This window comes from Streptomyces sp. OR43 (assembly GCF_008042275.1).
Classification (GTDB): domain Bacteria; phylum Actinomycetota; class Actinomycetes; order Streptomycetales; family Streptomycetaceae; genus Streptomyces.
Genome location: NZ_RDBK01000001.1, coordinates 391,978 through 417,673 on the forward strand (window position 1 = coordinate 391,978; position 25,696 = coordinate 417,673).

General features: G+C 71.2%; 18 protein-coding genes. 15 read left to right on the forward strand and 3 right to left on the reverse strand.

Annotated elements, in window-relative coordinates; translation table 11 throughout:
• The first annotated feature begins 1 nt into the window (after window position 1).
• From EAO72_RS01760 to EAO72_RS01790, 7 genes are all read left to right on the forward strand, one after another.
• The gene (locus tag EAO72_RS01760) at window positions 2–3,184 is read left to right on the forward strand and encodes a glycosyl hydrolase 115 family protein (RefSeq protein ID WP_148015385.1); all 3,183 of its coding nucleotides are present in this window, start codon (window positions 2–4) and stop codon (window positions 3,182–3,184) included.
• 37 nt (window positions 3,185–3,221) lie between these two features.
• Window positions 3,222–3,605: a hypothetical protein gene (locus tag EAO72_RS01765; protein WP_148015386.1), complete on the forward strand. Its 384-nt coding sequence runs from the start codon at window positions 3,222–3,224 to the stop codon at window positions 3,603–3,605.
• An 80-nt stretch (window positions 3,606–3,685) separates the two neighbouring features.
• The gene (locus tag EAO72_RS01770) at window positions 3,686–3,958 is read left to right on the forward strand and encodes a DUF1876 domain-containing protein (RefSeq protein ID WP_148015387.1); all 273 of its coding nucleotides are present in this window, start codon (window positions 3,686–3,688) and stop codon (window positions 3,956–3,958) included.
• 122 nt (window positions 3,959–4,080) lie between these two features.
• Window positions 4,081–5,178, forward strand: a complete 1,098-nt coding sequence (locus EAO72_RS01775) for an NADH:flavin oxidoreductase/NADH oxidase (protein ID WP_148015388.1) — start codon at window positions 4,081–4,083, stop codon at window positions 5,176–5,178.
• Between the two features lie 301 nt (window positions 5,179–5,479).
• Window positions 5,480–7,918, forward strand: coding sequence for a GH92 family glycosyl hydrolase (locus EAO72_RS01780; protein WP_148015389.1), 2,439 nt, complete (start codon window positions 5,480–5,482; stop codon window positions 7,916–7,918).
• Window positions 7,919–8,134: 216 nt separating this feature from the next.
• On the forward strand, window positions 8,135–11,410 hold the full coding sequence (locus tag EAO72_RS01785; protein WP_187284888.1) for a LamG-like jellyroll fold domain-containing protein: 3,276 nt from the start codon (window positions 8,135–8,137) through the stop codon (window positions 11,408–11,410).
• A gap of 163 nt (window positions 11,411–11,573) precedes the next feature.
• Window positions 11,574–12,086: a GNAT family N-acetyltransferase gene (locus EAO72_RS01790; RefSeq protein WP_261991270.1), complete on the forward strand. Its 513-nt coding sequence runs from the start codon at window positions 11,574–11,576 to the stop codon at window positions 12,084–12,086.
• Window positions 12,087–12,185: 99 nt separating this feature from the next.
• Here EAO72_RS01790 and EAO72_RS01795 read toward each other — a convergent pair whose 3' ends face one another.
• Window positions 12,186–14,642, reverse strand: a complete 2,457-nt coding sequence (locus EAO72_RS01795) for an RICIN domain-containing protein (protein WP_148015390.1) — start codon at window positions 14,640–14,642, stop codon at window positions 12,186–12,188.
• 585 nt (window positions 14,643–15,227) lie between these two features.
• On the opposite strand from EAO72_RS01795, the gene EAO72_RS01800 reads away from it, so the two are divergent.
• From EAO72_RS01800 to EAO72_RS01830, 7 genes are all read left to right on the forward strand, one after another.
• Window positions 15,228–16,313, forward strand: coding sequence for an ABC transporter substrate-binding protein (locus tag EAO72_RS01800; protein ID WP_148015391.1), 1,086 nt, complete (start codon window positions 15,228–15,230; stop codon window positions 16,311–16,313).
• 180 nt (window positions 16,314–16,493) lie between these two features.
• Window positions 16,494–18,272 (forward strand): sugar ABC transporter ATP-binding protein, encoded by a 1,779-nt coding sequence (locus tag EAO72_RS01805; RefSeq protein WP_261991271.1) that lies wholly within the window; start codon window positions 16,494–16,496, stop codon window positions 18,270–18,272.
• Window positions 18,269–19,243, forward strand: coding sequence for an ABC transporter permease (locus EAO72_RS01810; protein ID WP_148015392.1), 975 nt, complete (start codon window positions 18,269–18,271; stop codon window positions 19,241–19,243). Before EAO72_RS01805 ends, EAO72_RS01810 begins: the two co-directional genes overlap by 4 nt.
• Window positions 19,240–20,283 carry an ABC transporter permease gene (locus EAO72_RS01815; RefSeq protein ID WP_148015393.1) on the forward strand — a complete coding sequence of 348 codons (1,044 nt, stop codon included), beginning with the start codon at window positions 19,240–19,242 and terminating at the stop codon, window positions 20,281–20,283. Before EAO72_RS01810 ends, EAO72_RS01815 begins: the two co-directional genes overlap by 4 nt.
• A gap of 99 nt (window positions 20,284–20,382) precedes the next feature.
• Window positions 20,383–21,420 carry a LacI family DNA-binding transcriptional regulator gene (locus EAO72_RS01820; protein ID WP_148015394.1) on the forward strand — a complete coding sequence of 346 codons (1,038 nt, stop codon included), beginning with the start codon at window positions 20,383–20,385 and terminating at the stop codon, window positions 21,418–21,420.
• A 101-nt stretch (window positions 21,421–21,521) separates the two neighbouring features.
• Window positions 21,522–22,601, forward strand: coding sequence for an aldose epimerase family protein (locus EAO72_RS01825; protein WP_148015395.1), 1,080 nt, complete (start codon window positions 21,522–21,524; stop codon window positions 22,599–22,601).
• Between the two features lie 62 nt (window positions 22,602–22,663).
• Complete coding sequence (locus EAO72_RS01830) at window positions 22,664–23,080, forward strand: acyl-CoA thioesterase (protein WP_148015396.1); 417 nt, start codon at window positions 22,664–22,666, stop codon at window positions 23,078–23,080.
• A gap of 7 nt (window positions 23,081–23,087) precedes the next feature.
• On the opposite strand, the gene EAO72_RS01835 is transcribed toward EAO72_RS01830, so the two are convergent.
• A complete protein-coding gene (locus tag EAO72_RS01835) occupies window positions 23,088–23,672 on the reverse strand; it encodes a YdeI/OmpD-associated family protein (RefSeq protein ID WP_148015397.1) in 585 nt (194 codons plus the stop codon).
• 171 nt (window positions 23,673–23,843) lie between these two features.
• Between EAO72_RS01835 and EAO72_RS01840 the strand changes: the two genes are divergently transcribed.
• Window positions 23,844–24,233, forward strand: a complete 390-nt coding sequence (locus tag EAO72_RS01840) for an ArsR/SmtB family transcription factor (protein WP_148015398.1) — start codon at window positions 23,844–23,846, stop codon at window positions 24,231–24,233.
• A gap of 48 nt (window positions 24,234–24,281) precedes the next feature.
• Here the strand turns inward: EAO72_RS01840 and EAO72_RS01845 are convergent, their stop codons facing one another.
• Window positions 24,282–25,655 carry an FAD-dependent oxidoreductase gene (locus EAO72_RS01845; RefSeq protein WP_148015399.1) on the reverse strand — a complete coding sequence of 458 codons (1,374 nt, stop codon included), beginning with the start codon at window positions 25,653–25,655 and terminating at the stop codon, window positions 24,282–24,284.
• Between the last annotated feature and the right edge of the window lie 41 nt (window positions 25,656–25,696).

Sequence of the window (25,696 nt, forward strand, 5' to 3'; positions counted from 1 at the left end):
TATGGACGACAAGGTCCCGCAGTACGCAGGCCGCAGAGCGGTCCTGGGGCTCGGACTCGGCCTCACCGCACTCACCGCGACCCCCCTCGGCTCCCTCCTCGGTCTGTCCGCCGAGGCGTCCGCGCAGGGGCACGGCCCGGCGGCGCGGCCGACCGACCCCGGCGCGTACATCTCGTTCACGCCCCGGCGCGGCAGCTTCCCGCTCGTCAGGAACGGGCGCGCGGCCCCGATCCTGGTCAGCGACCGCGACTGGGCCGGCGTCGTCCGGGTGGCCGGAGACCTCCAGAGCGACATCGAACGGGTCACCGGCGTCCGGCCCGTCCTCTCGCACGGCGCGGTGCCCAGGGGCCGTGAGATCACCATCATCGGAACCGTGGGCCGCAGCCCGCTGGTCGACGGACTCGTCGCCCGGGGCAAACTCGACGTCTCCGCGATCCGGGGCAAGTGGGAGACCAGCCTCCAGACCGTCGTCGAACAGCCGCTGCCCGGGGTGGAGCGCGCACTCGTGATCGCGGGCAGCGACCAGCGCGGCACGATCTTCGGTACGTACGACGTCTCGCGCGGTATCGGTGTCTCGCCCTGGTACTGGTGGGACGACGTCACCCCCGTACACCGGGACGAGATCCACGTACTGCCCGGCCGGCACACCCAGGGCACCCCGGCCGTCAAGTACCGCGGCTTCTTCATCAACGACGAGAACCCGGCCCTCGGCACCTGGGCCCCCGCCCACTTCGGCCCCGGCAAGGCGCCCGGCTTCGAGGGCGGCTTCAACGCCGACTTCTACGCCAGGATCTTCGAGGTCATGCTGCGCCTCAAGGCCAACTACCTCTGGCCCGCCGTCTGGGGACGCGCCTTCGCCGAGGACGACCCGCTCAACCACGCCACCGCCAAGGCGTACGGCGTCGTCATGGGCACCTCGCACGAGGCCCCCATGATGCGCGGCATCGAGGAGTGGAACCGCCACGCGGTCGCGGCGGTACGCGACAGCGCGGGCACCATCACCACGCCCGGCCACGACCCCTACGGCGGCACCGGCGAGTGGTCCTTCCGCCGCAACGCCGAGGCCATCAAGGCCTACTGGGCCGACGGCATCCGCCGGATGAGGGACGAGGACTTCGAGGGCGTCGTCACCCTCGGTATGCGCGGCAACGGCGACGTCAGCCTGCCCGACGGCGACGGCATCGAGCTCATGACCGAGATCATCGCCACCCAGCGGGCCCTCCTGGCCGAGATCTCCGGCAAGGACGTCACCACCATTCCGCAGGTCTGGACGCTCTACAAGGAGGTCCAGCACTACTGGGACCGCGGACTGCGGGTCCCCGACGACGTCACGGTGGTGCTCACCGACGACAACTGGGCCAACATCCGCAAGCTGCCCGATCTGAAGAACGACGCCCGCGAGGGCGGATACGGGCTCTACTACCACTTCGACTACGTCGGCGTCGGCCGCAACTACAAGTGGGTGGACACCGCCTCCCTGCCCAACATGTGGGACCAGCTCCACCAGTCCGCCGCCTACGGGAACCACGGACTGTGGATCGCCAACGCCGGCGACCTCAAGGGCAACGAACTGCCCACGCAGTTCTTCCTGGAGTACGCCTGGAACCCGGAGCGGTGGACACTCGACCGGCTGCCCGAGTGGGAGGAGCGCTACGCCCGGCAGAACTTCGGCGAGAAGCAGGCCGCCGCGATCGCCTCCGTCCTGCGGGCCTACGCCCGGCTCCAGTCGCGGCGCAAGCCCGAACTCCTCAACCGGAAGATCACCCTGGACCCGGCCAAGGACCCCTCGCGGGACAGTTCGGCGATCGTGTACGACGACGAGGCGACACCGTTCAGCATCGTCGACTACCGCGAGCTGGAGCGCGTCACGGAGGAATGGCGACAGCTCGGCGCGGAGGCCGAGCGGGTCGGACGCCGGCTGCCGGCCGCCGCCCAGGACGCCTGGTACGAACTGGTCGGCTACGAGGTGCGGGCCACCGCCAATCTGTACGCCCTGCGCGAGGCGGAGTTCACCAACCTGCACTACGCCGCCCAGGGCCGGGCTCGCACCAATGATCTGGCGGACGCCGCCGAGGCCCGGCTCGCCGACGACCTGGCCCTGGCCGACCGCTTCAACACCCGGATCGCCGACGGCAAGTGGCAGGGCTTCCAGACCCAGCCGCACATCGACTACGGCGACGTGGCCCGGTACGGCCCGAACGCCCCCTGGCAGCAGCCCGAGATCGACAACGTCGCGATCGAGGACGTCCTCTTCCCGGCCGTCAAGCGCATCGACCTGCCCGCCGGAGCCGAGATGGGCGTCGCCGTCGACGGCTCGGCCGCGTGGTGGCCGCACGAGCGGGGCCCGGCCGTACTCCCGGTCTTCAGCCCGTACCAGAGCCAGCCCGCCCAGTACATCGAGGTGTTCAACCGGGGCCGCGCCCCGTTCGACTACCGCGTGCGCACGGGCGTCTCCTGGCTGACCGCGGACCGGGTGCGGGGCCGCGTCGAACAGCAGGACCGGATCACCCTGCGCGTCGACTGGACCAGGGCCCCGAAGGGGGTCACCGAGGTGCCGGTCACCGTCAGCGGGCCGGACGGGGCCGAGGTCGTCGTCACGGCGGTCGTCGACCGTCCCGCACTGTCCCGCTCGCGCCTCGACGGCTTCGTCGAGGCCAACGGGTACGTCTCCATCGAGGCCGACCACTACAGCCGGGCCGTCGACGGCGGCGGGATCACCTGGCAGCGCATCCCGGACATCGGACGGACCGGCGCCGGGATGGAACCCTTCCCGGTCACCGCGGCCCGGCGGACACCCGGTGGCGGCAGCCCCCGGCTGGAGTACCGCGTCAGCCTGTTCACCACCGGCCCGGTCACCGTCCACGCCTATCTGTCGCCCCGCAACAATCCGCTGCCGACCGACGGGCTGACGTACGCGGTCTCCTTCGACGACGCCGCACCGCAGTCGGTGAACGTCACGAGGGTGACGGGGGCCGATGACGGAACCATGAACGCGCAGTGGGCCCGCCACACCTCCGACAACGTCAACGTCACCAGCACGGAGCACCGCATCGCCGCCGCCGGAGTGCATGTGCTGAAATTCTGGATGGTCGACCCGACAGTGGTGCTGCAGAACCTGGTGGTCGACACCGGCGGCCTCAAGCCCAGCTACCTGGGCCCGCCGGAGAGCCTCCGGCTGCGCTGAGCAGCCCGGGGTCCGGGTGAGGGAGAGAGCAGAGCGAATGACGAGTGGCAGCGACGACACCGGTGCGCGGGCCGGCCGCCTGGAGGCGGCACCCGCCGGTGAGGACGTCGAGATCAGGGTCGGCACACCGTCGGGAGAGCTCTCGCTGATCTGCACCCCGGCGCGGGCCCGGGAACTGGCCACCGCTCTCGGCCTCGCGGCGGACGAGGCCGAGAGGGCGGGGTCCGCGCACCCGGTCACCGTCAGGGCGGACGAGCTGCGCCGGGGGGACGTACGCGACGGCGACCGCGCCATGACCGTGGACTCCGTCCGGACCGACGGGGCCACCGCCCACATCACCTGGAAGTCGGGCGCCGGACGCAGCTGGAACCAGCAGTACGACGCCGACGCCCGCATCACGCTGCGCCGCCGCGGGCGGTAAGCCGGTCCGCGGCCCCGCCCCGCCGCGCACAGCCGCGGGGTGAGGCGCACCCTGGAGAGGAGACTCCGGAGGTGAGCGCCATGACACAGACGGCTGTCGGATGGCACATCGAGCTGGAATTCGAGGAAGACACCCACCGCACCCGGGCGGCCGCTCTGGTGCGGCTCTCCGACGGGAACGAGGTCCGTGCCCACGGCTATGCCAGCCGCCACCCCTCCGACTCCGAACAGCCCAGGGTGGGCGAGGAGATCGCGGGGGCCCGCGCACTCAACGAACTGGCGATGAAGCTGTTGACCAAGGCCCACGACGAGATCGACGAGGCGTCCGGCCGCACGTCCTACCCGCTGACCTGACGCACACCGCGCCGGACTCCGTTCCGCCGCCTTGTACGAGAGGCGTCGTAATTTGACGGACGTCGTAGTACGGGATGTATCGTACTAGCGATCCTTCCGTACCCGGCGAAACGGAGTCCGTCGTGAGTGCCCTTTTCGACCCCATCACCCTCAGGTCGCTAGTCGTGCCCAACCGGGTATGGATGGCACCCATGTGCCAGTACTGCGCCGCGGTGGAGGGGCCCGGAACGGGTGTGCCCACCGACTGGCACTTCGCGCACCTCGCCGCCCGCGCCACCGGCGGTACCGGGCTGATCCTCACCGAGGCGACGGCCGTCAGCCCCGAGGGGCGCATCAGTCCGGCCGACCTCGGTATCTGGAACGACACCCAGGTCGCCGCCTTCCGCCGCATCACGGACTTCGTCAGGAAGCAGGGATCCGCCATCGGGATCCAGCTCGCCCATGCCGGCCGCAAGGCATCCACCGCGGCCCCCTGGACGGGGGGCGGACCCGTCGGGCCCGAGGCGCACGGCTGGACCCCCGTCGCCCCGAGCCCGCTGCCCTTCGACACCGGCTACCCGGTGCCGCACGAGCTGACCGTCGAGGAGATCCAGGCGGTCGTCGCGGACTTCCGTGAGGCCGCGCTCCGTGCTCTCGAAGCGGGCTTCCAGGTCGTCGAGGTGCACGGCGCGCACGGCTATCTCATCGGCCAGTTCCTGTCCCCGCACAGCAACCACCGTACCGACGCGTACGGCGGCAGCTACGAGAACCGCGTCCGCTTCGCCCTCCAGGTCGTCGACGCGGTCCGGGAGGTGTGGCCCGAGGAGCTGCCCGTCTTCTTCCGGATCTCCGCCACGGACTGGCTCACCGAGAACGCCGACGACGAGCGCGAGGGCTGGACCGCCGACGAGACGGTACGCCTGGCCGGGGAACTCCGGGCGCACGGTGTCGACCTGCTCGACGTCTCCACCGGCGGTAACGCCCCCCGCGCACGGATCGCGACCGGCCCCGGCTATCAGGTTCCCTTCGCCGAGCGCGTGAAGCGGGAGACCTCGCTGCCCGTCGCCGCCGTCGGGCTGATCACCGACCCGCAGCACGCCGAGAAGATCCTCACCGAAGGCAGCGCGGACGCCGTGCTCCTCGGGCGCGAACTGCTCCGCAGCCCGTCCTGGGCACAGCACGCGGCGCGCGAACTGAACGGGCGCGCGCACGCCCCCGAGCAGTACGCGTACGCGATCTGACCACGCCCGTTCCGCCGCCGTCGCGCCCCGGCCGGCTCCGCCCCCCTGCGCCCCGGCCGGCTCCGCCCTCGTCGCGCCCTGCCCCGCCGTCTCCCGACGCCGGGCCGGGGCATGACGGGGGCGATTGCGTACCCGCCGTCCGGATCGCGGCATCCGTTCACCGTGCATTCATCCGGGATGACGGCCGACGCATTCCCTCCCGCGCCACGGGGCCCTACGCTCGGCCGCGCATCGATCACGTGGTCACGGCCGCGAGCCGGTCGCTGACAACGTTGTCCGAACTTCCTGGAAGGTACGCGACATGCCCCCCAGACCGCTGACCGCGCCCCGGCGCCTCGCCGCGCGAACGGCCGCCGTCGTCGTCACCGGCGCCCTGGCCGCCGCCGTGCTGCCCGCCACCGCAGAGGCCGCCGCGCTCGTCACCCGTCCGACCGCCTACGTGGACCCGCTGATCGGCAGCGCCAACGGCGGCAACACCTTTCCCGGCGCGACCCTCCCGTACGGCATGATCGCCTGGTCGCCGACGAGCACCACGGGCGACCAGACCAGCACCGGCGCCGCGAACGGCTACGAGTACGGCGCCACGCGACTGCGCGGACTGAGCCTCACCCATGTCAACGGCGCCGGATGCAATCCCGGAGCGGCCGGTGACATCCCGATCATGCCGTTCGTCGGGGACGTCACGTCGTCACCGTCCGCCGACACCAAGGACGCCGTCTACGCAGCTGACTTCTCGCACGACAACGAGCGCGCGGTCCCGGGCCGCTACACCCTCGGCCTCGACTCGGGAGCCACCGCAGACCTCGCGGTGAGCCGCCGCGCCGGCGTGGCCGACTTCGCGTTCCCGGCCGGCAAGCCGGCCAATCTCCTGTTCCGGGTCTCCAATTCGCTGAACGGCAGCGAGGACGCCCAGGTCCGGATCGACACCGCGCACCGCAAGGTCACGGGCTCCGTGCTCACCGGTGCCTTCTGCGGGCGGCGTGCCAACGGCGGCACCAACAACCGCAAGAGCTACTACCGCCTCTACTTCACCGCCTCCTTCGACCGCGCCTTCTCCTCCACCGGCACCTGGAAGGACGGCACGCTCGCCCCCGGCTCGACCGAGGGCAGCGGTGGTGAGGGGTACGCCACGGGCGCGGACCGGGCGGGCCGCGGATCGGGTGGCTGGGTCGGCTTCGACACCAGCGCGGACAACGATGTCCACATGCGGATCGGCATCTCCTACGTCAGCCAGGCGGGTGCCGAGGCCAACCTGCGGAAGGAGATCGCCCCGCACGCGGCCGTGGACGATGTCGCGGCCGCCGCGAGCCGGACGTGGGACCGCGAGCTGGACTCCGTACGCACGGGCGGCGGGACCGAGGCCCAGCGGACCACGTTCTACACCGCGCTCTACCACGCGCTGATGCAGCCCAACCTCATCAGCGACACCGACGGCCGCTACCCCGGCATGGACGGCCGGGGCCACCGGATCGAGCGCGGGCAGGGCGCGCAGTACAGCAACTTCTCGGGCTGGGACCAGTACCGGGCCCAGATACAACTGCTGGCCCTCCTCAAACCGGAGATCGCCGGGGACTTCGCCCAGTCATTGTACAACTTCGCCCGGCAGAACGGCGGGGTGTGGGACCGCTGGGTGCACATCAACGGGGCCACCCACGTCATGACCGGCGACCCCACCGCGGCCACCCTCGCCACGTTCTACGCCATGGGCGTGCGGAACTTCGACTACGAGGGCGCGTACGAGTCGCTGGCGCGCCAGGCGACCGTTCCCGTGGACGACGGGCTCTCGGACGCCGGCTGCCCGGGCCAGTGCACCGGTCAGCGGCCCAATCTGGCCCAGTACCTGGAGTCGCACTACGCGCCGCAGGACGTCTGCCACTGCTGGGGCGGCGCCGCCGAGACGCTGGAGGACGCGGTCGCCGACGCCGCACTCGGACGCTGGGCGGAACTGCTCGGACGTGACGAGGAGGCCGCGGCGTTCAAGGAGCGCGGCGGCTGGTGGCGCAACGTGTACAACCCCGACGCCACGGACGGCGCCGGTACCACCGGCTACATCCAGGCCCGCAATCTCGACGGTTCCTGGGTCACGCCGTTCAGCCCGGGCAGCGACCGCGGCTTCGCGCAGGGCACCAGTGCCACGTACACCTGGATGGTTCCGCAGGACGTCCAGGGCCTCGCCGAGGCGATGGGCGGCCGGGACGTCGCGGCGCGGCGCCTGGACGGGTTCTTCCACAAGGCGGACGGCTCCTGGTCGGTCAAGGGCGGTGACGCGGTCCGCTACGACCCGACCAACGAGCCCGGCATCCACGCCCCCTGGCTCTACAACGCGCTCGGGCAGCCGTGGAAGACCCAGGAGACGGTGCGCGAGATCCTGAACACGGTCTACGGGACGGGGCCGCGGGGCCTGCCCGGGAACGACGACCTGGGCACCATGTCCGCCTGGTACGTCTTCTCCGCGCTGGGTCTGTACCCGCAGGCACCGGGTGGCGGTGAACTGCTGCTGGGCGCCCCGCTGTTCCCGAAGGCGGTGATCGACCGGCCGCACGGCAGGGACATCACGATCACCGCACCGGCGGCCGACGCGGCGCATCCGTACGTCGACGCGGTGACGGTCAATGGCCGTGCCCACGACCGGTCGTGGACGGACGCGAGCCTGCCGGCCCGGGGAGGCGAGCTGGCCTACCGGCTGTCCGGGCAGCCCAGTACCTCCTGGGCCACGGACCCTTCGGGGCTCCCGCAGTAGGCGCGGCACGACGCCGCGCCGGATCCCCGCGTCCGTACGCGGGGATCCGGCGCGGACGTCGGCCGCTGGACCCACTCGATTTATATCGTTGAAAATTCTCCGTGCACGACTGTTGTTTTGCGTTTGGTGCTGTGGCTCAATGTTCGATTATGTGCTGTGCCTCACAGGTTCGAGGCACTTCAGCCCTCTCGACAGGACGACGCCTTGAGACGACAAATGCCCCGATCCCGCACTGTGTTGAGAACGGTGGCCTGCGCCGCCGCACTCCTGATACCCGTCGGTGCCACGCTGGTCCCGGCCGCGGCGGCCACCCCGGCCACGGCCGCCTCCGCCACGCCGGCCACCTTCGCGGCCGGCGACCCGGCGACGGCCGTGCACGGGCTGAAGGGCGAGTACTACAGCATGTCCGCGCCCGGTGCGCGGGACTTCGCCACGCTCGGCGGTGTCGCCCTGGAGCCGCAGATCAACTTCCCCGGCCTCACCGGAACGTTCGAGTCCACCACCGGCCGGACCGAGAACACCACCGCCCGCTGGACCGGCGACATCACGGCTCCCGAGGACGGCGACTACACCTTCGCCGCGAGTGGCGACAACGGCTTCCGGCTCTTCATCGACGGCGAGGTGGTCATCGACCACTGGGAGCCGGACTGGGACAACGAGCAGACCAGCAAGCCGGTCGCGCTGAAGGCCGGTGAGGCCCACACGTTCAAGCTGGAGATGTTCCAGGACACGGGTGGCGCGAACATGTTCCTGCGCTGGTCCAGTGCGACGCTGGCTCGGCAGATCGTGCCCGAGTCCGCGTTCACCCCGCCGGCGGACTTCGAGGTCTACCCGGTCGGCCTGAGCGTCGCCGACGACGGCCTGAAGCTCCAGGCGGTGTTCGAGGACGAGGTCAGCGACTACGCCACGCTGAAGGACCACCTCACCATCGAGGCGGACACCTCGCCGATGCCGGTGAAGTCCGTCGCCCGCACGCCCGGCAACCCCCACGCGCTGACCGTCACCCTGACCGCGCCCGTACTGAAGGGCCAGCAGGTCCGGGTCGCCTACGACGGAGAAGCGGGCCTCCGGGTGGCCGGCGAGACCGTTCCGCAGATCAGCCGAAGCGCCGGGAACCTGTCCACGCACCGGCTGACCACGGCCTTCGGCGACAAGGTCGACCGCGACCACCCGCTGCCGGAGTACCCCCGGCCGCAGCAGGTACGCGACGACTGGAAGAACCTCAACGGGTCCTGGGAGTTCGCCGGAGCCGCCGCGGGCGAGCAGCCCGTCTTCGGGAAGAAGCTGGGCGAGCGGATCACCGTCCCGTACCCGGTCGAGTCGCAGCTCTCCGGTCTTGAGCGCCACGAAGACCACATGTTCTACCGCAAGCTCGTCACCGTCCCGAAGAACTGGTCCGTGAAGGGCGACAAGAGCGGCAAGGCCAACCGGCTGAAGCTCAACTTCGGCGCCGTGGACTACGAGTCCCGCGTCTGGGTCAACGGCAAGCAGGTCGCCCAGCACACCGGCGGCTACACCGCCTTCAGCGCCGACATCACCGACGCGGTCAAGGGCACCGGCCCGCAGGAGATCGTCGTCGCGGTCACCGACACCACCGGTGCCGACCAGCCCACGGGCAAGCAGTCGGCCAACCCCGGCGGAATCTTCTACACCGCCTCGTCCGGCATCTGGCAGACCGTCTGGATGGAGCCCGTCGCCCCGGCCGCCGTCGACTCCCTGACGACCACCCCGGACATCGACAAGGGCCGGCTCGCCCTGACGGTGAACTCCGCGGACGCCTCGAAGTCCGCCCGGATCACCGCCGTCGCCCGTGACAAGAAGGGCAAGGTCGTCGGCCGGGTCACCGGCCCGGCCAACCGCGAGCTGAGCCTGCCGGTCGCGAAGCAGCACCTGTGGACGCCCGACGACCCGTACCTCTACGACCTGAAGGTCACCCTCGACGACGGCCGCTCCAAGGACACCGTCGACAGCTACTTCGGCATGCGGTCCTTCGGCGTCGCGAAGGTCGGCGGCTACCAGAAGCTGGTCCTCAACGGAAAGCCGTTCTTCTCCCTCGCCCAGCTCGACCAGGGCTTCTACCCGGACGGCCTGAACACGGCACCCAGCGACTCCGCGCTGCTCTTCGACCTGAAGGCGCAGAAGGACCTCGGCTTCAACTCGGTGCGCAAGCACATCAAGGTGGAGCCGGCCCGCTGGTACTACCACGCCGACCAGCTCGGGCTGCTGGTCTGGCAGGACTTCGTCTCCGGCAACATCACCGGGGAGAAGGGCCAGAAGGCCTTCCTCGACCAGGGTGCCGAGATGATGAAGCAGCTGCACAACTACCCGTCGATCGGCGCCTGGATCGTCTTCAACGAAGGCTGGGGCGAGTGGGACCGCACCGAGACCGGCAAGATCACGGAGAAGGTCCAGGCCGCCGACCCCTCCCGCGTCGTGAACGCCCACAGCGGTGTCAACTGCTGCAATTCCAAGGGTGATTCGGGCAAGGGCGACATCATCGACCACCACGACTACAACAACACCGACCCGGCCTTCCCGGACGCCAACCGTGCGGCGATGGACGGTGAGCACGGCGGCTTCACCCTGCGGTCGCCCGGACACATGTGGCCCGGTGCGCCCACCGCGATCTACAGCGGTGTCGCCGACAAGGCCGCGCTGACCGCCAAGTACGTCGAGAACACCCGTAAGTACTACCTGGAAGCGGCCGGCGCCGAACTCTCCGGCTCCATCTACACCCAGGTGACCGACCTGGAGAACGAGCTCAACGGCCTCTGGACGTACGACCGCCGTGAGATCAAGGTCGACCCGGCCCCGGTGCGCAAGATCAACCAGGAGGTCATCGCCGCCGGCGCCGCCGCCGGTGAGCGGGACGAGGTCAAGGGCGGCGGCGCCTGGTCCCTCGACGAGAACAAGGGCACCGAGGCCGCCGACAGCGGACCGAACCACAAGGACCTCACCCTCACCGAGGGAACGTCCTGGGCGCCCGGCGTGCAGGGATCGGCGCTGAAGTTCAACGGCCAGGGCCAGTACGCCGAGACCGACGGCCCGGTCCTCGACACCACCGGTGACTACACCGTGTCGGCCTGGGCGTCGCTGGACGCACTGCCCGGCAACTACGCGACCATCGTCAGCCAGGACGGCCGGCGTCAGGAGAACCCGTTCTACCTCCAGTACGGTCAGGGCGGCTTCGCCTTCTCCACCCCGGGCGCCCACCGTGCCCGGCTGGAGATGACGCCCGAGCTCGGCCGGTGGTACCACGTGGTCGGCGTCCGCAGCGGTGACGAGATCAAGCTGTACGTCGACGGTAAGCTCGCTGCCACCTCGGCAGCCGGAACCGCCGATGTCAGCACCGGCGCCCTGTCCGTGGGCCGCGCCAAGTGGTCGGGCGGCAACACCGACTTCTGGAACGGTTCCGTCGACCAGGTCGCGGTGTACGACAAGGCCCTGACCGCGGACGAGGTGAGCGCGCTGCACGACGGCGTGCGGCCGTAGCCCGGGTGTTCGCGAAGCACTGAACCAGCGAACCAGTGAAGAGACGGACCGCTGAATCAACGCACCACTGAAAGCTGCCTGCTGCCGCACCCGTGCGGCGGCAGGCAGCGGCATGCCCCGCCCCGGCGAACCGGCCGGGGCGGCGCCGTGTGAGGATCGGGAAATGGGAGAGACGGAGATCCGCCGCCGCCGCGACGACGACCTGAAGGGCTGTGTCGAGGCGCTGGCCACCGTGCACGACGCGGACCGCTATCCGGCGGAGTGGCCCGCCGATCCGGGAGGCTGGCTGACACCGGACGGCATGCTCGGCGCCTGGGTGGCGGTGGACGGACCGGACGTCGTGGGCCATGTGGCCCTGACCGGCACGGACGACGTGCTGGCGGCGGACGTGGGTCTTCCGTCCGAGGAACTTGCCTCGGTGGCCCGGCTGTTCGCGACGGCGTCGGCGCGCCGGCGTGGCGTGGGGAGCGCCCTGCTCGCCACCGTGACGGCGGCTGCGGCGGACGGCGGACTGCGGGCGGTCCTGGAGGTGGAGGACGGCGGCGAGGCCGCCGTGGCCCTCTACGAACGCGCGGGGTGGCGTCATGTGGGCAGCCGCTCCGGTGACTGGACGACGGCCGACGGCCGGACGGCGCTGTTGCACACCTACGTCGCCCCGGGCGCGGGGCCGCGGTAGACGGCCGACGGCCCGGACACGACGCGGTCGGCGTCGCATCCGGGCCGTGGCCCGCACAGGAGGAAGCGGGCGGAGTCGGATCACCGCGCCCGGAACGCGTCAGGAGGGCCGGACCAGCTGCCAGAGGTGGTCGTCGGTGCCGTTGTCGTCGAACTGGACGACGTGGGCGCTGTTGGCGGTGGACATGGTGTCGACGCCGAGGACCTTGCCGGAGTGGCGGTTGCGGATCCGGTACCAGCCGTCGCCCTCCGGGACCAGCTGCCAGAGGTGGTCATCGGTGCCGTTGTCGTCGAACTGGACGACGTGGGCGCTGTCGGCGGTGGACATGGTGTCGACGCCGAGGACTTTGCCGGAGTGGCGGTTGCGGATCCGGTACCAGCCGTCGCCCTCCGGGACCAGCTGCCAGTCGTGGTCGTCGGTGCCGTTGTCGTCGAACTGGACGACGTGGGCGCTGTTGGCGGTGGACATGGTGTCGACGCCGAGGACCTTGCCGGAGTGGCGGTTGCGGATCCGGTACCAGCCGTCGGAGAGCCAGGGCTCCGCTTCCGGATCGGTGGTGGGGAACGAGGTGATGCGCAGCCGCGCCGCCCCCATCGGGACGAGCGTGATCTCCTCCACCGGTTCGGAACTGCCGGCCGGGCCGTCCTGGAGCGGGGCGACGACGTGCTCGCCGTCCGCCGTCCATTCCGGGATCCGCCGGGCCCTCGCCGTCATGGTCAGCGGGGTGCCATCGAGCGTGAAGGGGTTGGCGTTCTCGACGTGGTGGGCGGTGTGGTGGCGCAGCGAGGCCGCCGGCTTGCGTGCGTCGAGGACGAGCCCGTAGTTCCACGGACTCGTGGCGTGCACCGCGTACTCCGGGAACCGGTCGGTGCCGCCGATGCGCTCGTACTCCTCGTCGATCCGCAAGGAGTACGTGAGCGGCCCGCGGTCCACGCTCACGGCATCGTGATTGTGCTCCCAGGTGCGGACCGTGGTCTTCTGCGGGAAGCGGAGGGTCACCCGGTCGCCGTCGGCCCACGTACGGTCGACGCGGGTGAACGCCGGTCCCGCGGGGGCGTCGACCGGACGCCCGTTGACCTCGATCTCCGGGCTGTCGCACCAGGCGGGCACGCGCAGGACCAAGGGGAACGACAGCCTCTTCGGCGCCTTCAGCGTCAGGGTGACCCTGTCCGTGAAGGGGTAGCCGGTCTCCTCGGCGAAGGTGACCTCGGTGCCGTCGGCGACCTTCGCGGTGACCTCGCAGCTCGCGTACATCGCGGCGGCGAGACCTCCGTCCGGGGTGGCGAGCCACAGTTCCTCGACGAAGTACGGCCAGCCCATGCCGTAGTTGTGCGGGCAGCAGCGGTACTGGTCGACGCCGGGCAGGTACGCCTGCATGGCGAAGCCGTTCTGGAACTGCCGGCCGTTCTTCGGCACGTTGTCCAGGTCCACGCTGTTGGCGCTGGTGATGTAGTGGACCGCCCTGCCGGACGGGTCGAGCGAGGCGGGCAGCGAGTTGAACGCCAGCTCCTCGCAGCGGTCGGCCCACAGCGGGTCGCCGGTGATCCGGGTGAGCAGCTGGTGGCTGGCCATGAACTCGACGATTCCGCACGTCTCGAAGCCCTGCCGGGGGTCGCCGTGCCCGGGCCGCGCGTTCTCGTCCCCGGCGAAGCCGCCGCCGGGGAACTGCCCGTACTGGTCCATGGCCTTGCCGTACGTCCCGTACGTGTTCCGGGTGTCCTCGGCCGAACCGCTGCGCAGCGCGTACTGGGCGGGCTCGCGGAAGCCTTGCGCGATGTTGACGTTGTGCGGGTTGACCAGGTTGTCGCCCCAGTCGGCGCCGTTCGCGTGGATCTTGTCGGCGAGCTCCAGCAGGAAGGTGTCGCCGGTGCGGTTGAAGAGCCAGAAGACGCTGTCCAGGCCGTCGCCCCAGCGCAGGGCGATCCAGCTGGTGTTGAAGGCTCCGGGCCCCTGGGCGTTCATGTAGCGGAAGAACCGGCTGAGGAAGGGGATGATCCGGGTGTCGCCCGCGTACTCCTGCCACGAGCGCAGGGCCTGGATCAGCGGCAGGAAGGGCCAGAAGTCCGGGCCGCCGTTCAGGGACGTACGCAGCGCCTTCGGGCCGAAGAAGCCGTCGGGCTGCTGGGTGGTGAGGATCGCGTCGAACCAGCGCCGCACGGCAGCCAGGGCCTTGGAGTCGCCGGTGACGATCGCGAGGTCCGTGTATCCCCGCAGCCAGTACGGGACTTCCTCCCAGCCGCCGAGTTCGGGGCGGACCCAGCCGGTGGCGGTGAAGTCGAGGAAGTGCGAGAACTCCTCGTAGCGGCCGCACAATCCGTCCAGCTGGAGCTTCAGCTGTCCGGCCAGCCAGCCGCGCGCGGTGACCTTGCCGGGCGGGAGCTTCAGGAACGCGGTCGGGTGCAGGGGGGCGGCGTTGGGGGAGTAGTGGCCGCCGTGGGCCGGTTTCGCCCGGTGCCCGGCCGCCGTCGCGGTGGTGGCCCAGCGGCCGGACGCGGCCGTGGTGGCGGCGACGGCGGCCAGCGCGCCGGCCATGAGTTGTCTGCGGTTCATGGGCATGGAGGGCTCCTGCTCTCGGCCGGCCGTGCGGAGCACCGGCTCGGAAACGGCACATGACACTGCGGGACTTGCCGGACACCGCGGGCCTCGCCGGGCCGCCCACCGGGCCCGGGTGCGGATCCCGGACGCGCGCACGGCAAGGCGCGCCGTCGCGACCGGAGGGGTGGCGCGGCACCGTTCTTGCAACGTTGGAAAACTGGGTACCGGCGGTATGACAGCACGGCGCCGGGCCGGTGTCCAGGGGTGTGGCGGCAACCGGTGCGGTGGGAGTCGCGGTCGGTGCCGGGTGGCTCCGACACATTTTGGAAACGCATCGGCCACGCTCTTGCCGCCCGTGCCACGGCGCCTATATAACGTTGTAAACCGAGCCGCCGAGAGGCCGCGCAGACTCTCACGACCGCAGTTCGTCCAGCTGGGCCCTGCCGTCGAACTCCCGCCAGCCCCGTGGCGGTTTGTCGACAGGACCCAGTGGGGTCGTGAGGAATGCAGTGACATCAGCCGCCGAGTGGCAGCCGATCCATCGTCCAGCCATGCCCGACCGCACGCCCATCGGCGTGCCGTCATCCCGCCAAGGAGCTCCCGCGCATGATGATCCAGCGTCGAACCCGTATCCTCGCCGTGGCCTGCCTCCTCGCCGCCACCGCCACGCTGGCCGCCTCCGGCTGCTCCAAGTCGGAGAGCTCGGACACCGCGACCACCGACAGCAGCCAGGGCGCCCAGGCGGCAAAGACCCCTGAGTCCTCCTCCGGTGCGGGCTGCTCGCTGCAGACCTACGGCGCGCCGAAGCTGGACCTGAAGAACGCCGTGGTGGGCTTCTCCCAGTCGGAGAAGGAAGCCAACCCCTTCCGTATCGCCGAGACCCAGTCCATCAAGGACGAGGCGAAGAAGGTCGGCGTCAAGAAGCTGCTCACCACCAACGCCCAGTCGCAGCTGTCCAAGCAGATCAGCGACATCCAGGACATGCTGTCGCAGGGCGCCCAGTTCCTCATCGTCGCCCCGCTGAACTCCGACGGACTGGAGCCGGCTCTCAAGGCCGCCGCCGCCAAGAAGGTCCCGGTCCTCACCATCGACCGCAAGGTCAACGCCACCGCCTGCAAGGACTATGTGGCGTTCCTCGGCTCCGACTTCGTGGAGCAGGGCAAGCGCGCGGCGGACGCGATGATCAAGACGACCGGCGGCAAGGGCAAGGTCGCCATCCTCCTCGGCGCCTCGGGCAACAACGTCACCACCGACCGCACCAAGGGCTTCGTCGACCAGCTGAAGGCCAAGGCCCCCGGCCTGGAGATCGTCGCCCAGCAGACCGGTGAGTTCGCCCGCGACAAGGGCCAGCAGGTGATGGAGCAGCTGATCCAGTCCAAGCCCGACATCACCGCCGTCTACGCGGAGAACGACGAGATGGGCCTCGGCGCGGTCACCGCGCTGAAGGCCGCGGGCAAGAAGCCCGGCAAGGACGTCAAGATCGTCTCCGTCGACGGCACCCGCAACGCCGTCCAGGCCCTGGTCAACGGCGAGTACAACGCCGTCATCGAGTCGAACCCGCGCTTCGGCCCGCTGGCCTTCGCGACCGCCCAGAAGTTCTACGCCGGCGAGGAGATCCCGGAGAACGTCATCATCACCGACCGCGCCTACGACGAGTCCAACGCCAAGGCCTCGCTCGGCGGCGCGTTCTGACCGGGGCTCGCCCCACCCGCCCGTAGCGCCGGCGGGCCCGGCCGGCCGGGCCGCGTACCGATCCGTACGCGGCCCCCGGCCCGTACCGGACCCGCCGGACCACCTGCCGCCGTGACGCCGCCACCCGTCACGGCGGCCCCGGGCCCACACCCTTGGAAGAGCGGAAGGCCGAGAACAGCCATGGCACCACCCGAAGCAGTACCGCAGCCGCCGCAGCCGGCCGCCGACGCGAAGGAGGCATCCGCGCCGGCCGGTGAGATGACGGAGACGTCCGTGCCGGCCGCCGACGTGGCGCAGTCGCCCGCGCCGGCCCCTGAGACGACGGAGACCTCCGAGCCGGCCGCCGACCTGAAGAACAAGAAGTCCGAGTCGGCCGCCGGCCGGGCGCAGGCGCCCGCACCGGACGCGTCCGTCCTCGAAGCCCGCTCGGTGAGCAAGCGTTTCCCGGGCGTCGTCGCCCTCGACGACGTCTCCTTCACCCTGCGCGCCGGGGAGACCCACGCACTCGTGGGGGAGAACGGGGCCGGCAAGTCCACCCTGATCAAGGTGCTGACCGGCGTCTACCGGCCCGACGAGGGCGAACTGCGGCTGGCCGGCGAACAGATCGCCTTCGCCCGGCCGTTCGAGGCGCAGCAGGCCGGCATCTCCACGATCTACCAGGAGGTGAACCTCGTCCCGCTGATGAGCGTGGCGCGCAACATCTTCCTCGGCCGTGAGCCCAAGAACCGTCTCGGCCTGATCGACTTCGCCCGGATGCACCGCGAGACCACCGAACTCCTCGACGGCTTCGGCGTACGCGTCGACCCGAAGAGGCCCCTGCACACCCTGGGCATCGGCACGCAGCAGATGGTCGCGCTGGCCCGCGCCGTCTCGGTCAACGCCCAGGTCGTCATCATGGACGAGCCCACCTCCTCGCTGGAGCCGCGCGAGGTCGAGACCCTCTTCCGTGTCATCGAGGACCTGCGCGCACGGGGCATCGCCGTGCTCTACGTCAGCCATCGCATGGACGAGCTCTACCGGATCTGCGACCGCGTCACCGTCCTCCGCGACGGCCGGCACATCCACACCGGGAACCTCGCCGACCTCGACCGCATGCAACTCGTCTCGATGATGCTCGGCCGCGACATGGCCGAGGTCCGCCGCGACGGAGTCACCAGCTTCGGCTCCGAGGGCCACGACGCCTCCCGTACACCCGTGCTCACCGCCACCGGCCTCTCCCGCGACCATCAGCTCCACGACATATCCCTGTCGTTGTACGCGGGTGAGGTGCTGGGCCTCGGCGGGCTCCTCGGCTCCGGCCGCAGCGAGACCGCCAAGGCCCTGGCCGGCGCGCTGAGCCTGGACTCCGGCCAACTGAGCATCGGCGGACGCACGCTGCGCCGCCTCACCTCGGCGGGCGCCATCCGGGCGGGCATCAGCCTGCTGCCCGAGGACCGCAAGGCCGAAGGCATCGTGCCCGGCCTCTCGGTCCGCGAGAACATCGTGCTGGCCGCGATGCCCCGTCTCTCCCGCGCCGGCATCGTCTCGCGCGCCAAGCAGGACCGCGTCGTCGACATCTTCATGAAGCGGCTGCGGATCAAGGCCGCGAGCCCCGAGCAGAAGGTCGGCGAGCTCTCCGGCGGCAACCAGCAGAAGGTCCTGCTGGCCCGCTGGCTCTGCCTGGAGCCCAAGGTCCTGCTGCTCGACGAACCCACCCGCGGCATCGACGTCGGTGCCAAGGCCGAGGTCCAGAGCCTCATCGACGACCTTGCCCGCGAAGGCCTCGCCGTCCTGCTCATCTCCTCCGACATCGAGGAACTCATCGAGGGAGCCGACCGCATCGTCGTCCTGCGCGGCGGCGCGGTCGCGGGCGAACTGTCGGGCGACGAGGTGGCCGAGAGCCATCTGCTCGAAGTGCTCGCCGACCACTCGCCGGCGCCCGCAGGGAAGGCCCCGGCCGCCAAGGAGGACCCCCGATGACCCAGGCCGCACTCTCCACCCCCGCAGCCCGGCCGCTCGCCCGGCTGCGCGACCCCGCCTGGTACCAGGAGTACGGCGTCTATCTCGCCGTCGCGGTCGTCCTCCTCTTCAACGCCCTGTTCACCGAGCACTTCATGACCGCGGACAACCTCCGCACCCAGCTCGTCCAGGTCGCCCCCATCGTCATCGTCGCCCTCGGCATGGCGCTCGTGATCGGAACCGAGGGCGTCGACCTCTCCGTCGGCTCGACCATGGCGCTGGCCACCGCGTTGCTGCCGCTCTACCTCGGGTACGGGCTGGTGCCCGCCCTCGTCATGGCGCTGCTGGCCGGTGCCGTCGTCGGAGCGATCAACGGCTCGCTGGTCTCGCTCGTAGGACTACAGCCGATCGTCGCCACCCTCGCCCTGTTCGTCGGCGGCCGGGGTCTGGCCCTGGTCATGGCGGACGGTCAGCTCAAGCAGATCGTCAACCCCGACCTGCTGTCGCTCGGCACCGGCTCCTTCCTCGGCATCCCGCTGGTCGTGCTCATCGCCGCGGTCCTCGCGGCCGCCGTCGCCTTCCTGGTCCAGCGCACCACGTTCGGCCGTCAGGTCGTCGCGATCGGCGGCAACCGGTCCGCGGCCGCCCTCGCCGGACTGCCCGTGCGCCGCGTGCTCATCGGTGTGTACGTGCTCTGCGGGGTCCTGGCCGCCCTGGCCGGCATCCTCGCCACGGCCAGGCTCACCGCCAGCGACCCCTCCTCGCTCGGCACCCTGATGGAACTCTCCGCCATCACCGCGGTCGTCGTCGGCGGCACGCCGCTCAACGGCGGTTCCATCCGCGTCCTCGGCACGGTCGCCGGCGCCCTGCTGATGCAGCTGCTGCGCGCCACCCTCGTCAAGCACGACCTGCCCGACTCCACCGCACAGATCGCCCAGGCGGCCATCATCATCGCCGCCGTCTACGTCGCCCGGGAGCGTCGGTCCCGATGAACGAAACCTCACCCGCCCCGGTGGTCCAGGCCCCGGTTCCGCGCAAGACCCCCGCCGCGGCCGTCGGCAGCGCCCCGAGCCCCGCGGCCGGGCAGCGCATCGCCGAACTCCTCCAGCGCCAGGGCGTGCTCGCCGTCCTGCTCACGGTCGTCATCGTCGCGTCCTTCGTCTACCCGACGTTCGGCACCCTGGACAACGCCCGGGGCGTGACCGTCCAGGCCTCCTTCGGTGCCGTGGTCGCCCTCGGTATGACGATGGTCATCATCACCGGCGGCATCGACCTGTCCGTCGGCTCCGTCTTCGCCCTGGGCGGCGTCCTCGCCGCCTGGGCATCGCAATGGGGCTTCCTCGCCGCCCTGTTCGTCCCGCTCGTCGTGTGCGGTGCGATCGGACTGCTCAACGGCTTCCTGGTGGCCCGTGCCGGGATGGCACCGTTCATCGTCACCCTCGCCACCCTGCTGGGAGCGCGCGGACTGCTCCTCGCGATCACCGACGAGGGCGCCACCACGTATCTGATCCCCAAGGGCTCGGCGTTCGCCGAACTCGGACAGGGCAGCGTCTGGGGCTTCGGCTACCCGATCCTGATCGCCCTGGCGCTGTTCGGCATCGGCGGACTGGTCCTCCAGCGCACCTCGTTCGGACAGACGCTCTTCGCGGTCGGCGGCAGCAGCGACGCGGCCATGCTGATGGGCCTGCCCGTCGCCCGGACCAAGATGCTCGTCTACACGCTCAGCGGGCTGCTGGCCGGACTCGCCGGTGCGCTGAGCGCCGCCAGGCTCTCCTCCGGCGTCACCATCGTCGGCGTGGGCATGGAGCTCGACGCGATCTCCGCCGTCGTCATCGGCGGCACCCTCCTGATCGGCGGCGCCGGATCGATCAGCGGCACGCTCTGGGGCGTACTGCTTCTCGCCGTCATCCAGAACCTCATCAACCAGATCGGATCGCTGAACTCCTCGTACCAGTCCGTCGTCAGCGGCGGGTTCCTTATCGTTGTCGTCGTGGCCCAGCGCTATCTCTCGCGCAGCCGCAGAACCACCTGAACCGGTGCCGGGGCCAGCGGGCCCCGGCACCGTCAGAGCCGAACCGGCAGAGCCGGGCCACCGCGCGTCAACGCGCGACCAGTCGATTCAGGGAGTGCCGTGGGCGTCAGCCTCAAGGACGTTGCACAACGGGCGGGCGTGTCCATCAAGACCGTGTCGAACGTGGTGAACAACTATCAGCACGTCACACCGAAGATGCGGGCCAAGGTGCAGCAGGCCATCGACGAGCTCGGCTACCGGCCGAACCTCACCGCACGCCATCTGCGCAAGGGCCGCACCGGCATCATCGCCCTCGCCGTCCCCGAGTTCGGCAACCCGTACTTCGCGGAACTGGCCGGCGAGGTCGTCGACGCGGCGGCCCGGCACGACTACACCGTGCTGGTCGACCACACCGGCGGGCTGCGGGAGAAGGAGCTCCTGGTCAGCCAGGGATTCCGGTCCCATGTGATCGACGGCCTCATCCTGAGCCCGATCCATCTGGAGACCGAGGACCTGATGGCGCGCACCGAGACCGCACCCCTGGTGCTGCTCGGCGAGCGTGAGTACGAGGCCCCGTACGACCACATCGCCATCGACAACGTGGCGGCGTCCCGCGAGGCCGTGCGTCATCTCATCGACCACGGCCACCGCAGGATCGCCTTCCTCGGCTCGCGCACCGGCCGCGAACGCCAGCCGGCCCATCTGCGGCTGCGCGGCTGGCGCGAGGAGCTCGCCGCAGCGGGCATAGAGGCCGACGAGTCGCTCGTGGTCGTCACCGACGGCTACGGCCGTGAGGACGGGGCCACCGGCATGGCCGCCCTCCTGGACCGCGGCGAGCGGCCCGACGCCGTGTTCGCGTACAACGACCTCATCGCCATCGGGGCGATGCGCACGCTGTCCGAACGAGGGCTGCGCATCCCCGAGGACGTGGCCGTCGTCGGGTTCGACAACATCGAGGAGAGCCTCTACGGGGCCACCACGCTCACCACGGTGGCCCCCGACAAGGAGGCGATCGCCCGGCTCGCCGTCGACAGCCTCGTCGAACGGCTCTCCGGCGACCCGGTGTCCGAACCCCGGCGGCCCCGGCCCGGCTACCGGCTCGTCGTCCGCGAATCGACCGTTCCCCGGCCGGCCGCCGAGCCGGCCGCCGGACCCTAGATCCGGCACCGGACCCCCGCATCGGCCGGGGAGTCCGGCGATTGTGTCCAGGCCCGCCGCTCTCGTCCCGCCGGGCCGTCCGCTCGTCCCAAGGATCTCTGATGCCTCGCCCCACCGTGAACCGCAAACCGTTCGGCGCCCACGGGCACACGGACGTCGACGTCTGGACGCTCGACTCCGGCACCGGAGTCCGGGCGGAGATCCTCAGTTACGGCGGCATCCTGCACCGCCTCACCGTGCCGGACACCCGGGGCGCGTCCGCGTCGGTCGTGCGGTCCCTGGTGTCCCTGGACGACTACACGGGCAAGAACCCGTTCTTCGGCGCCCTCATCGGCCGCTTCGCCAACCGCATCGCGCACGGCCGCTTCGTCCTCGACGGGGCGTCGTACCGGATCCCGGCCACCGACCGGGGCCATGCCCTGCACGGCGGCCCGGACGGCTTCCACACCCGCGTCTGGCAGGCCGCGGGCGAGGCCACCGAAACCGCGGCGACGCTCCGGCTCACCCTGCACAGCCCCGACGGCGACATGGGCTTCCCCGGCGCGCTGGACGTCGCCGTGACGTACACGCTCGACACGGCGGGCACCCTCGCCCTCGACTACACCGCCGGCACCGACCGCCCCACCGTCGTCAACCTGACCAATCACGCGTACTTCGATCTCACCGGACAGGGCGACATCCTCGGGCACACCCTTCAGGTGGACGCCGACCACTACCTCCCCGTCGACGACGAGGGCATCCCGGAAGGCCCCGCCGCGGCGGTGCGCGCCACCCCGTTCGACCTGACCGCCCCGCACCGCATCGCGGACCGCATCGCGCTCCCGGACGAGCAACTGCGCCGGGCCGGCGGCTTCGACCACTGCTGGGTCCTCAACGGCTCCGGCACACCGGCCGGCCCGCGCCGCGCCGCCCGGCTCACCGCGCCCGGCGCCGAGCGGATCATGGAGGTGTGGACGACCGAACCGGGCATCCAGGTCTACACCGCCAACCAGCTGGACGGCACCCTGCCCGCCCCCGGCGGCGGGCACCACGAGCGCCACAGCGCCGTCTGCCTGGAGACCCAGCACCTGCCCGACTCGCCCAACCGGCCCGGCCACCCCAGCACCGTCCTGCGTCCGCACGACGTCTTCTCCAGCCGCACCGAGCTGCGGTTCCCGCACCTGGCCGCGGCGACGGACTGACCGGCGCACCAGGGGGCGGCCGGTGCGGGAATGCGGGAATGGGCCCAGCTGTTGCGACGTCCATGACCTTTTTCGTGGACGTGACCGTACGGGGCTACGAGCTCGATACGCAGGGACATCTCAACCAGGCGGTGTACCTCCAGTACGCGGAGCACGCGCGCTGGGAGCTGCTGCGGGCCGCCGGGCTGCCCCAGGAGAAACTGCTGGCCGACGGAGTGGGGCCGGTCGCGCTGGAGGTCACGGTCAAGTTCCGCAGGGAACTGCGCGGTGGGGAACGGGTACGGGTGTCCTGCCGGTTCGACTACGGACAGGGCAAGACGTTCACGGTCGCCCAGCAGATCCTCAAGGAGGACGGCACGGTGGCCGCCGAGATCACGGGCGTGGCCGGCATCCTCGACCTGGAGACGCGCAGGCTGGTCGCCGACCCGGCCGGCCGGCTCGCCGCCCTCGCCAAGGACCCGGAGCTGCTGAGCGGCTGACCGGGCATCAGCGGACCTGGCGGCCCGCCGCCATGGAGGCCACCGCCTTCCGGAGGCGGGCCGCCCTGACTTCGGGGGTGGTGGCCGTCATGAGCCGCAGGAGCACCAGATAGCGGTCCGACCTGCTGAGCCGGTCGAAGAACACCCGCGCAGGCTCGTCGGCGTCCAGGGCCGCCGTGAGGTCGTCCGGAACGGTGGCCCTGCTCTGCGACGGGTACGCCACCGCCCACCGCCCGTCGGAACGGGCGGCCTCCACCTCGGCGAGACCCGCCGGGCGCATCCGCCCGGCCTCGGTCAGCGCCGCGACCTTCTCCACGTTGATCAGCGACCACGCGCTCCGGCGACGGCGGGGTGTGATCCGCTGGAGGTAGTACACCGCGTCGAAGGACTTGCGCTGCCCGTCGATCCAGCCGAAGCAGAGCACACAGTCGACGACCTCGGCCGCGCTCACCGACTCCACGCCTGAGTCCCTCTTGGCGATCTTCAGCCAGAGCCCGGTCCGGTCGGCGTGGTGCTGCTCCAGCCACGATTCGAGCTGGGCGATCCGCGCGAAGGGACGCGCGTTCTCCGGGGTGTCCAGGGTGTCCGTCATCCGGCTGCGCCTCCTGAGGCTGCCGGGCCCGTGCCCGGCTGCCACGCCACGCTATCCCTCCTTCAGGCCGGATCCTGTCCTCATGAGTACCCGCTGGGCGCGAGGGGCGTGACCGTCGAGGACCTGCCCGTCGTACTACGACGGGTCTCGTATCATGGGGGTCCCCGGACGATGCGACGATGCGGAGCGACCGTGACCCCTGCCACCGCCACCGACCCGGCAGCCGGCGCCCGCAGGCTGGCCCATCCCGCGCGCGACGAGATCAGGCTCGAGTCGGTCCTGCACGCGCTCTCCGACCCGGTGCGCCTGCGCGTGGTCCGCGAACTGGCCGCCGCCGACGGTGAGCTCACCTGCTCCCGGTTCGATCTCCCGGTGACGAAGTCCACCACGACCCATCACTTCCGGGTGCTCCGGGAGAGCGGCATCGTCCAGCAGATCTACCGCGGGACGGCCAAGATGAACGGGCTCCGTCGCGAGGACCTGGAGGCGCTCTTTCCCGGCCTGCTGGACCGCGTGCTCGAAGCGGCGAACCTCCAGGCGGGCCGCCTCCACGAGGGCTGACCGCGGCCGCTTCAGGGATCCTGCGCGCCGGTCACGACGGTCGGGCCGTCATGCCGGGGTGTCGCCGTGTGCCGCTCCCATCAGCCCCGGCCAGTCCGGGATCTTGACCGGTCCCCGGCCGAGCGACCGGCCCAGCGTCGCCTCCGCCCGCTCGATCGACAGCCAGCCGTCCCATTCCACCGGCCGCAGCCCCCAGGACCGGAGCACGGCCAGCGGGTCCGGGGGCGACGTGCGTCCGGCCAGGAGGGCGGCGTCCTCGATCAGCGACGCGACCGTCTCCTTGGCGCACGAACGGTTCGACCCGATGACCCCGGTAGGACCGCGTTTGATCCACCCCGCCACGTACTCCCCGGGCGACGGCACCCCGTCCCGCAGCACCCGCCCGGCCCGGTGCGGCACCGTGCCGTGCGCCGCGTCGAACGGCAGCCCGGGCAGGGGCATGCCGCGGTAACCGACCGCCCGCAGCACGAGTTCGGCCCGGATCTCCTCGTACGCACCGGTGTCGCGTACCCCGCCGTTTCCGTCCGGGGCGGTACGGGCGAACCGGACCCCGGCCACCCGGCCGTCCCGCTCCAGCAGCTCGACCGGGCGCAGGAAGAACCGCAGCCCGATGGTCCGGGGGCGGCTGTCGCCCGTCCGGGGCGGAGCGGACGCCCATCCGCGCAGGACGTCGAGGTTCCGCCGCACCAGCGCCGGCAGCGGCGGGGTGCCCGGCCCCGCATCGCCGTACGCCGGGTCCAGGGCCAGCTCCGCCGGGTCCACGACCATGCGGGCCCCGGGGAGCGAGCCGAGCTCGCGGAGCTCCTTGGTGGTGAACCGCGCCTGCGAGGGGCCCCGCCTGCCCGCCATGTGCACCTCGCGCACCCGGCTCCCGGCCAGCACGCCGAGCGCCGGCTGCGGCACGTCGGTGGGCCGCAGCTCATCGGCGCCCCGGGCCAGGATCCGCGCCACGTCGACGGCCACATTGCCGACGCCGATCACCACGGCCGAACGGGCCCGCAGTGCGAACAGGTCCGTCGGCGCATCCGGGTGGGCGCTGTACCAGGAGACGAACTCGGTCGCCGAGTGACTTCCGGGCAGATCCTCGCCGGGGATGCCCAGCGGACGGTCGGTAGCCGCTCCCACGCAGTAGACGACCGCGTCGTAGAGCTCGCCCAGCCGCCCGGGCGGCACGCCGTCCCCGCCCACGGCGACATTGCCGACGAAGGTGACGCGTTCGTGTTCCAGGACGGCGCGCAGGCTCTGCTGCAGCGACTTGATCTTCTCGTGGTCCGGTGCGACGCCGTACCGCACCAGTCCGTACGGGCAGGGCAGCCGGTCGAGGACGTGCACCCGCACGTCGGGCAGCAGGGTCTGGGTCACCAGGGCCTGGGCGGTGTAGACCCCGCTGGGGCCGGAGCCGACGACGGCGACACGAAGCACGGCGCACCTCTTCCCGGGAGGGTGTCTCCAGCATCGCACCG